At 46.9% G+C, this 7,824-nt stretch carries 9 protein-coding genes; 3 read left to right on the forward strand and 6 right to left on the reverse strand.

Translation table 11 applies throughout. From position 1 onward, the window contains the following. Nucleotides 1-166 precede the first annotated feature (166 nt). The 4 genes from IQ270_RS14330 to IQ270_RS14345 all read right to left on the reverse strand — a co-directional run bounded on the left by IQ270_RS14330 (nucleotide 167) and on the right by IQ270_RS14345 (nucleotide 1,901). Complete coding sequence (locus tag IQ270_RS14330) at nucleotides 167-514, reverse strand: DUF3593 domain-containing protein (protein ID WP_193973860.1); 348 nt, start codon at nucleotides 512-514, stop codon at nucleotides 167-169. A gap of 136 nt (nucleotides 515-650) precedes the next feature. After that, nucleotides 651-836, reverse strand: coding sequence for a hypothetical protein (locus IQ270_RS14335; protein WP_193973861.1), 186 nt, complete (start codon nucleotides 834-836; stop codon nucleotides 651-653). Between the two features lie 110 nt (nucleotides 837-946). Further along, complete coding sequence (locus IQ270_RS14340; protein WP_193973862.1) at nucleotides 947-1,597, reverse strand: ATP-binding protein; 651 nt, start codon at nucleotides 1,595-1,597, stop codon at nucleotides 947-949. Between the two features lie 148 nt (nucleotides 1,598-1,745). Continuing rightward, nucleotides 1,746-1,901, reverse strand: a complete 156-nt coding sequence (locus IQ270_RS14345) for a hypothetical protein (RefSeq protein WP_193973863.1) — start codon at nucleotides 1,899-1,901, stop codon at nucleotides 1,746-1,748. A gap of 418 nt (nucleotides 1,902-2,319) precedes the next feature. Between IQ270_RS14345 and IQ270_RS14350 the strand changes: the two genes are divergently transcribed. Then, nucleotides 2,320-3,063 (forward strand): pentapeptide repeat-containing protein, encoded by a 744-nt coding sequence (locus IQ270_RS14350; RefSeq protein ID WP_193973864.1) that lies wholly within the window; start codon nucleotides 2,320-2,322, stop codon nucleotides 3,061-3,063. Between the two features lie 227 nt (nucleotides 3,064-3,290). Here the strand turns inward: IQ270_RS14350 and IQ270_RS14355 are convergent, their stop codons facing one another. Both IQ270_RS14355 and gatA read right to left on the reverse strand, forming a co-directional pair. Then, a complete protein-coding gene (locus tag IQ270_RS14355; RefSeq protein ID WP_193973865.1) occupies nucleotides 3,291-4,232 on the reverse strand; it encodes an alpha/beta hydrolase in 942 nt (313 codons plus the stop codon). Nucleotides 4,233-4,353: 121 nt separating this feature from the next. Then, a complete protein-coding gene (gene gatA, locus IQ270_RS14360; RefSeq protein WP_193973866.1) occupies nucleotides 4,354-5,814 on the reverse strand; it encodes an Asp-tRNA(Asn)/Glu-tRNA(Gln) amidotransferase subunit GatA in 1,461 nt (486 codons plus the stop codon). 218 nt (nucleotides 5,815-6,032) lie between these two features. On the opposite strand from gatA, the gene IQ270_RS14365 reads away from it, so the two are divergent. Beyond that, on the forward strand, nucleotides 6,033-6,485 hold the full coding sequence (locus IQ270_RS14365) for a helix-turn-helix domain-containing protein (protein WP_193973868.1): 453 nt from the start codon (nucleotides 6,033-6,035) through the stop codon (nucleotides 6,483-6,485). A 380-nt stretch (nucleotides 6,486-6,865) separates the two neighbouring features. Beyond that, nucleotides 6,866-7,824 (forward strand): serine hydrolase (locus IQ270_RS14370; protein WP_193973867.1); only part of this gene is annotated, 959 nt, incomplete at its 3' end.

The raw sequence follows: 7,824 nt of genomic DNA on the forward strand, positions 1-7,824 counted from the left end.
CCCGATTAAGGGATATTCAAAAGGGGAAGATCCCTACAACAATTAGACTGATGCGAGGATTGCCATACCAGTTACCAAAAAAAATGCAACCGCAGGAGAACTTGCTCACCCTTAATTCATCAGCCATCCCCAATTCTTCAATCTCAAATCTCAAATTTCAAATATATTAACCGCGACTATTTTCCCCGTCAACAAGACACTCTTGCTCTGCGCCCTCATTTTGTGAGGATGCTTTTGCTTTAATCACCGCTTCCCGAAATCCTAAAACCACTAAAATATTGGCAACTGTCAAAAATAGTTCCGCAGAACCGTGGAGCCAATCAACATTTGCTAGTGACTCATTGTAGGCAACTTTTGCATAAATTGCGGCGGGAATAGTCACAGCCACAAAAACCAGAGTCCCGTAAAATCCTATCAGAGCTAAGCGAGGTGTTTTTCCCGATCGAGTCAAAAACCAGAGAAAGCCCAAGTAGGGAAATAGAGACAGCACAAATAAAGTTTCTTTGGAAATCATTAGTAATTGGTAATGAACCAGATACTATGATAAACTTAAAATTTAAAATTTATTCACAATAATTTTTTATTTTTAACTTAACCCTGCTCCAAATGGATACCGTGCCACGTACTTTGGTCGTGGAAATACTCAAATTTTAGACGGCAATTTTTGCACCCCGATTTAAAACAGCAACTAAATCTAAAATCTCAAACTTGTACTCAGCCAAGTCGAAGTATCTAAAATCTAAAATCGACTGACACATCGAGCCGTTGCTCTCGAACCGCCACAGACTCACCCAAGCCCGTAGCTCAAAACCCAAACCGCAGTAAGTCGGCAGCATTCAAAACCCCAGATTTACGCGGAGACAAAACCCGTAACTGTTCCCCTAACACCGTTTTTAGCATAACACATCTTCAACGGTTCCTGTTTGTTAATTGTGCCTCTACCCTGCTACCCAGCAATTAGAAACTGAGACATTGCCACACTTTTCCGTCTTCTAGGCATCAAGCAAGGCTCTTTCAATTCCTCTAAATCTAAGCCTGGTTTTGTCTCTGTTCCGATAATTTCCTTGAGCTTAGCATCAAAATCAAAACGCGGGCCGCAATCCCAAATTTTCAGTTCCAAGCGTCCGTTAAACACCGTAATTTCTAGTTGAATGGGAGTTTCTACTGGCAGATTTTTGTGAGCGTGGCGCACTGCATTTGTGAAACCTTCAGCTAAAGCTAACTGAAACAGACACCAAACTTCATTGGGAATCGATAATTTTTTTAACTGCTCAAACCAATCCAAAACGATAGTTAAAGCATTCACCTCTGTGTTGACTTGCAGGCTAATCTGTTTAACACAAGTTTCGTGAAGCTGTGCTTCCTGCTCTGTTTCCTTCTGCCAATCCCATCTATTTAACAAATTCATTAATCCATCTAAAGCGTTACACTTTTTTTTATTTTGCGATCGATTGCGACCTTCTACTTCGTAGCTTTTGCTCATTGACAAGCAATTTCGACCGTCAAGAGTCCGGGTGTAACTCACCTTGTCTGCAATCTGCCACATCAGTTTGATGCCTCTGCCGCCTTCTGCCAGTTCGTCTATGTTGTTCAACATTTATTTTCGCTGTTTAAAAGTATTAGTTGTAAGCGATTTTTACATCAAAGAGGCATTGTATATTTTTATACTTGCCATGCCAGTATTCTTTCGCGCTCACAACTGAATAGTATCTTTTTTAGAGAACGCAGGGCATCAGCAATATGTCTTAACAGTCTAAGCCAATTGGCTTATTTACCGATCGCCTGTACGGAGAACGATCGCCCAGTGCCGCAAAATCCCGCTGCCGCGAGTACAAATATTGATGCAATGCCCAGGCCCAGCCATTTGTCGCAGCCGTCGCAACCTCGAAAAGACAAGGCATTGAGCATCTCGAAAGGGCGGTTCTCGGTTCCGGTGCAAGGGAGCTTTGACGTGCGCGCTCTCATCCTAAAGGCCTAAGTAATATCCGCGAGGGCAAGAGCGCCCACTCACAGTACACCCTCAGCCCGCATCAACGCCCTAGACTAGGACTTGCCCAAACAACCCGGTTTCTGCTAAGAATATTGGGTTTGACAGCTCAAAATCAACCAAGAAACCCAGTTTTTAGCCCCGGGCGCGTCATTTTAGCAGGCGACTAGGGGCGATGGGCAATTACAGGACTTACCAGACTTTGGCTGAGCGAAAGATTGTCTGTTATGTTCGAGAGGGGAAAGACAGAAAAGGGAGAGAGGCAACAAGGGACAGGATTTGACAAATTTTGATAGGAATTGAAATATACTAATTTAAATGCGCCACACCTTATGACCAAAATCAAACTAAAAATTCTGGCAGCAGCCATACTGCTACTCCCATTTTGCGCCGCAGCTCCCTTACAAGCTCAAAATCTGTCTTCAATCAAGCGGCTGCTAGCAACAAGAGGATGTCCCGGATGCGACTTATTTGGCGCTTCCTTGAGCCGTGCAGATTTGTTCGGTGCTTCCTTGAGCCGCGCCACTCTCAGCAGGGCAGACTTGGTTGATGCCGACTTGACTGCGGCTGATTTAATGGAAGCTAATTTAAATAACGCCAACATGAGAAATGCCTTTTTGGCCGATGCCGACCTCAGCAAAGCCGACATGAGCAGGGCCGACATGAGGGGAGCCAACTTAGAAAATGCCAACCTCAGCGAGAGTTTTCTTCAAGAAGCATCCCTCAAGTTGGCTAACTTAAAATGCAGTAATTTAAGCGCCGCGAAACTAAGTCGAACAGATCTGAGAAATGCCGATTTAACTGGTGCAAATCTCAGCGGTGCAGACCTCCAAGAAGCCGATTTAAGCGGTGCAAATCTCAGCGGTGCAGACCTGAGAGCGACAGACTTGAGCGATGCGAGATTGAACAAAACTAATCTGACAGGTGCCAATCTCTGCGGTGCCCGAATGCCTGACAGAAAAACCTCTCGCCGTGGCTGTGAAATTCAGAAACAACAACCGATAAGTATGAACAATTACTGCAATTACTGCTATGCCGTTAAGGATTGGTGGCTGAATGTTTTAAGGTTGAATTAAGCGCTAGGAACTCTAGGACTTGCTTTTTCCTGATTGGCGATCGCCCGCGCTTGTCTCAGTAACCAGGTTTCTTGCTATAGGATCTCGTTACCAAACGTCAAACTCTTAGAAACCAAACCGGGGTTTCGACGCACTGTGCGTCACTAACTACTACCAACTCAACACTAAGCGCCACGCACACCTTACAAGTTACCAGATTTGAAGCTGTTACCGCCTGCAGCTTTTATCTACTTTGAAATATCTAAAAATTGCCTGAGTCTGTGCAGATATTCTGCACCGCCGATTTGTGCCGCATTATTGTGACTTCCATCTGGAACCATGTAAAGCTGTTTGGGTTCGGGTGCTGCATCAAACAGTTTTTTGCTCATTTGGGCTGGAACTACAGTATCAGCAGTCCCGTGAATAAATAGCACCGGCATTTGCAGGCGATCGACTTTTGCCAGAGAGTCAAACCGCTGCCTCAGCAAAAAATCGATCGGAAACATCCAAAACAGCCCTTTTTGGAAATCCACCATCGCCCGCACCGAAGTAAAAGAGCCCTCCACAATTAACCCCGCCGCCTCCGGGTGACGCACTGCCAGATCGATCGCGATTGCCCCTCCCAAAGAATGACCGTAGATATAAATTTGATTCGGGTGAATCCCGCGCTGTTTCACCAAATAATCCCAAGCAAGTTTAGCATCCTCATACACCCGAGATTCGCTCGGAAAATCGCCCTGGCTTTTTCCATAACCGCGATAATCGATCGCAAATACCGACACACCCAACCGATGAAATCGATTAGCCTGTTCGAGATTTGCTCCTACATTTGAACCATTACCGTGCAGGTACAAAACTACCCTGCCCAACCTCCCCTTGTTCGTCGGAGCTACCGGAACCGCAACAGCTTCACTGACATCTCCCGGAACCGCGCCAGAGTTTTCCCCTTGAGGAATCCACCACCCATGCACGCTTTCCACCGCACCTGTTGTACTCATAATTGGCAGCCAAACATCTTGATATTTCAACTGCCAATCATCAGGCGTAGTTTCGATCGCCCGCGCCGGAAAAAAGATAAACTTAGCTTGCGCTGCCAATAGAAACAGACAAGCAGCAGAATAAGCGATCGCCAAAACTATCCCAAAAGTTATCAGCGATTTCGACAAAAAGAAGAGCCGCAACTTGTTCATAGAAAATAGACACAGAAAAAATTAGCAATCGCTTAAAAGCTAACTGTCAATGATTAATTTTAGACAATTAGCCAAGATCGATTACTAACTTCCGCAGTCGCGTTCCGCCGAATTTCAAAAATTAATCCAATTCAGGGCGGTGCAAGTGCCAATTCGTAGACTGTTCGTAAGCGTGAGCCACTTGAAAGAGCCGAGATTCTTGCAAAACATTACCAATCAGTTGTATACCCACCGGCAGTCCTCGCTCATCAAATCCGCAAGGCAAACTCAAAGCTGGCAAACCAGCAAGATTCACCGGAATAGTCATCAAATCTGACAAATACATACTCAGCGGATCGTCAATTTTTTCCCCGGTCTTAAAAGCCGCAGTCGGAGCAGTGGGACAGACCAAAACATCTACTTGAGAAAAAGCTTTTTCAAAGTCTTCTTTAATCAAAGTCCGAACTTTTTGAGCTTTGAGATAATAGGCGTCGTAATATCCAGCCGACAAAACGTAAGTGCCGATCGCAATCCGGCGTTTAACTTCCGCACCGAACCCTTGAGAGCGAGTTTTGGCATACATATCCAAAAGATTGTCGGCATCGGGCGATCGGAAACCGTATTTTACTCCATCATACCGCGCCAAATTTGCCGAAGCTTCCGAGGGAGCAATAATGTAGTAAGTGGGCAAACCGTAGCGGAACCTGGGACAAGAAATGACTTGAATTTCTGCCCCCAATTGTTGAAATTGCTCGATCGCCTTAGTAACAGCATCTTTCACCCCCGAGTCCAACCCGACACCAAAAGTTTCTTTAATTACACCAATTCTAATCTGACCCTTCGGTCGCAAACTGGGTCTCAAAGCTTGGGCGTAGTCAGGAATTGGCACGTTCAGACTCGTGGAATCTCTCGGATCGTAACCAGCAACGGCCCCCAACAAAATCGCCGCATCCTCAACAGTCCGAGCAAAAGGCCCGATTTGATCCAGAGAAGAAGCATAGGCCACCAAACCGTAGCGAGAAACCAACCCATAAGTCGGTTTCAGCCCCACCAAGCCACAAAAAGCAGCAGGTTGGCGGATCGAACCCCCAGTATCCGAACCCAAGCTCACAACGCATTCTCCGCCCGCTACCGCTGCGGCAGAACCGCCAGAAGACCCTCCGGGCACGCGCTCCAAGTCCCAAGGATTCGCAGTAACTTGATAGGCAGAAGTTTCTGTCGAGCTCCCCATTGCAAACTCGTCCATATTCGTCTTACCCACAATCACCGCACCTGCGGCGCGGAGTTTCGAGACGACGGTGGCATCGTAGGGAGGTACAAAATTCTCCAAAATCCGAGAGGCGCAGGTTGTGGGAACGCCATCGGTACACATATTGTCTTTAACGGCGATCGGGATGCCGGCCAAGGGCCCAATTTCCTGACCGGCGGCGATTTGGGCATCCACTTTGTGGGCCTGCGCCAGCGCGCTGTCTGCCGTCACGCACAGAAAGCTTTTCAACTTCGGCTCTAGCTGGGTAATTCGGTCTAATGTTTCTTGAGTAATTTCCACAGCAGAGCGTTCTTTATTGACCAGTTGTCGGTGCAACTCGCGGATGGATGCCATGCTCGTACCTTTATCATTTCTACTTTCAGCCACTTAGCCAATATAGCTGGCAATTGTACTCGCTTACAGTGGGTTCCTCATCTGCGTCTATTTGCGTACATCTGCAGTAAAAAAAGCTGCTTATTTGCCCTTCCCGATCCCCGGAAAACAATTTCATCCGGAATCATCCCCAAAACCAGAGATATATGCTAAGAAGTTCCCGATGCCCCGTTGGAGGAATGCCACCTAAAGCTCACTTAGAATCCCACCTGACGGCAGAGGAACTCAAACTTCGCTACCGGCAGGCACAAAACACCACAGAGTCCCGCCGCTGGCACTTGCTGCTGTTAGTTTCCCGAAATTGGACTATCAAACAAGCAGCCCAAGTCGTAGGTCTCAACTACGACTACGCCAAAGAAATTGTCCAGCGCTACAACCGAGAAGGGCCTACCTCTGTGAGAAACCGCAGCGGAGACCGCCAGCCCCCTCCTGCAAAATCTTTGCTGAATCCAGAACAGCAAGAAGAACTGCGACAAGCGCTGCAAGGCCCCGCCCCCGACGGCGGAGACTGGACAGGTCCCAAAGTAGCTCTCTGGATTGCCGAAAAGATCGGTAGCGATCATGTCTGGCCCCAACGCGGCTGGGATTATCTCAAGCGGTTGGGCGTTAACTGGCGGCGGCGCCGAAAGTAGATTGTTCCCAATATTTTAGAGGGAGTCGATCGCTTTGCCGATCGCTCCCTTTATTTTGGCAGAAGTCATTAGTCAATAGCAGTATTCGTAGGGTGTGTCGCCATAAAAAAATCCCTAAATTAAATCGACAATTTTGTGGCGACCCACCTTACATCGTTTATCAACAAGCTTGCTACCACAAAAATGTTGGGCGGAGTGAAACGGAGGGTTGTGTGCTGTGCTCTTGAAAAAAAAAGGTGCGTCGCTCGATCGATTGTCGATCTTTATGGAGGATTGTCGATGTATCCGCACCCTACGGCTAAAATCTCAAATCTCAAAGCGTTTGACTCGTGCAACAATAGTTGCTTATATAGAATTTGGTTGTGTTGAGGATGTTAAATATGCCACGGATCGGGCGTTTTTTGTCGATCGCCAACAAAATGGCGGCAGTAGCAGCCAGCATCGGACTGGTTCAGGTGTTAACCATCGCCAGTTCATTTGCTCAATCATCTAGCCCGCGTTCCCTAGACGAACTCTACAAAATTCGCGATCGGCTAGTCACCGAATTAGAACAACCAGCCTCTCCTTCCCCAGAACCCACCCTGCTCTCAGGCTTAATTCCCCTCGCCCCAAATCCTCAACAAGAACTACTTTCTCAGTTACAAGCAGTAGAAGTTCAAATATTAGTAGAACAGAGGGCTAACGATAACTTGCAGCAAGCAGTCCGTTTGGCAGACAAAGCCGTAGAAGCTGGAAAAGAGCCAAATCGGTCGCTCGCATCCAAGCAACAAACTCAATTTTTGTGGCACCAAGCCCTCAACAACTTGCAGGAAGTTCCGCAAAATTCCTTTTTAGCTTTTTTCAAAGCTTCAAAAACTCAAGAATACCGGGAAAATTTCACCGCAGCAACCTATCGAGTCCAGCAAGCAAAATCAGATTTTTTGGCAGAAGTGGCGCGGGAAAGCGGTTTGTCAGAGAAGGCGTCGATCGGCATTTGCCACCTTTCTAGAAAATGCGTCAACCTGCGGGGCGATGTACCTCCTGTCAGTCCGGCCAGCTTAATTAAACTGCCGATAGCTGTCGCCCTGATGCAAAAAGTCGAACAAGAAAAAATTAGTCTGAACCAGGAAGTATTCGTCAATCGGGGCAACTTCACCGAAGACTCAGCGACGAAGATTGTGTCCGCTAAAAATTACCCGCTACAGACACTGTTAGAAGAAATGATCGATCGCAGCAGCAATACTGCTACCACTCAACTGATCGATTATTTGGGTTCGGATTACATCAATCAATCCTTAGAAAATCCCGGCTACCAAGTCACCCGCGTCATCTTCAAATTAATGGGGGAAAAGATTATGCC

Origin of the sequence: Microcoleus sp. LEGE 07076 (assembly GCF_015207455.1) — a bacterium.
In the GTDB taxonomy this organism is placed as follows: Bacteria; Cyanobacteriota; Cyanobacteriia; order Cyanobacteriales; family Microcoleaceae; genus Microcoleus.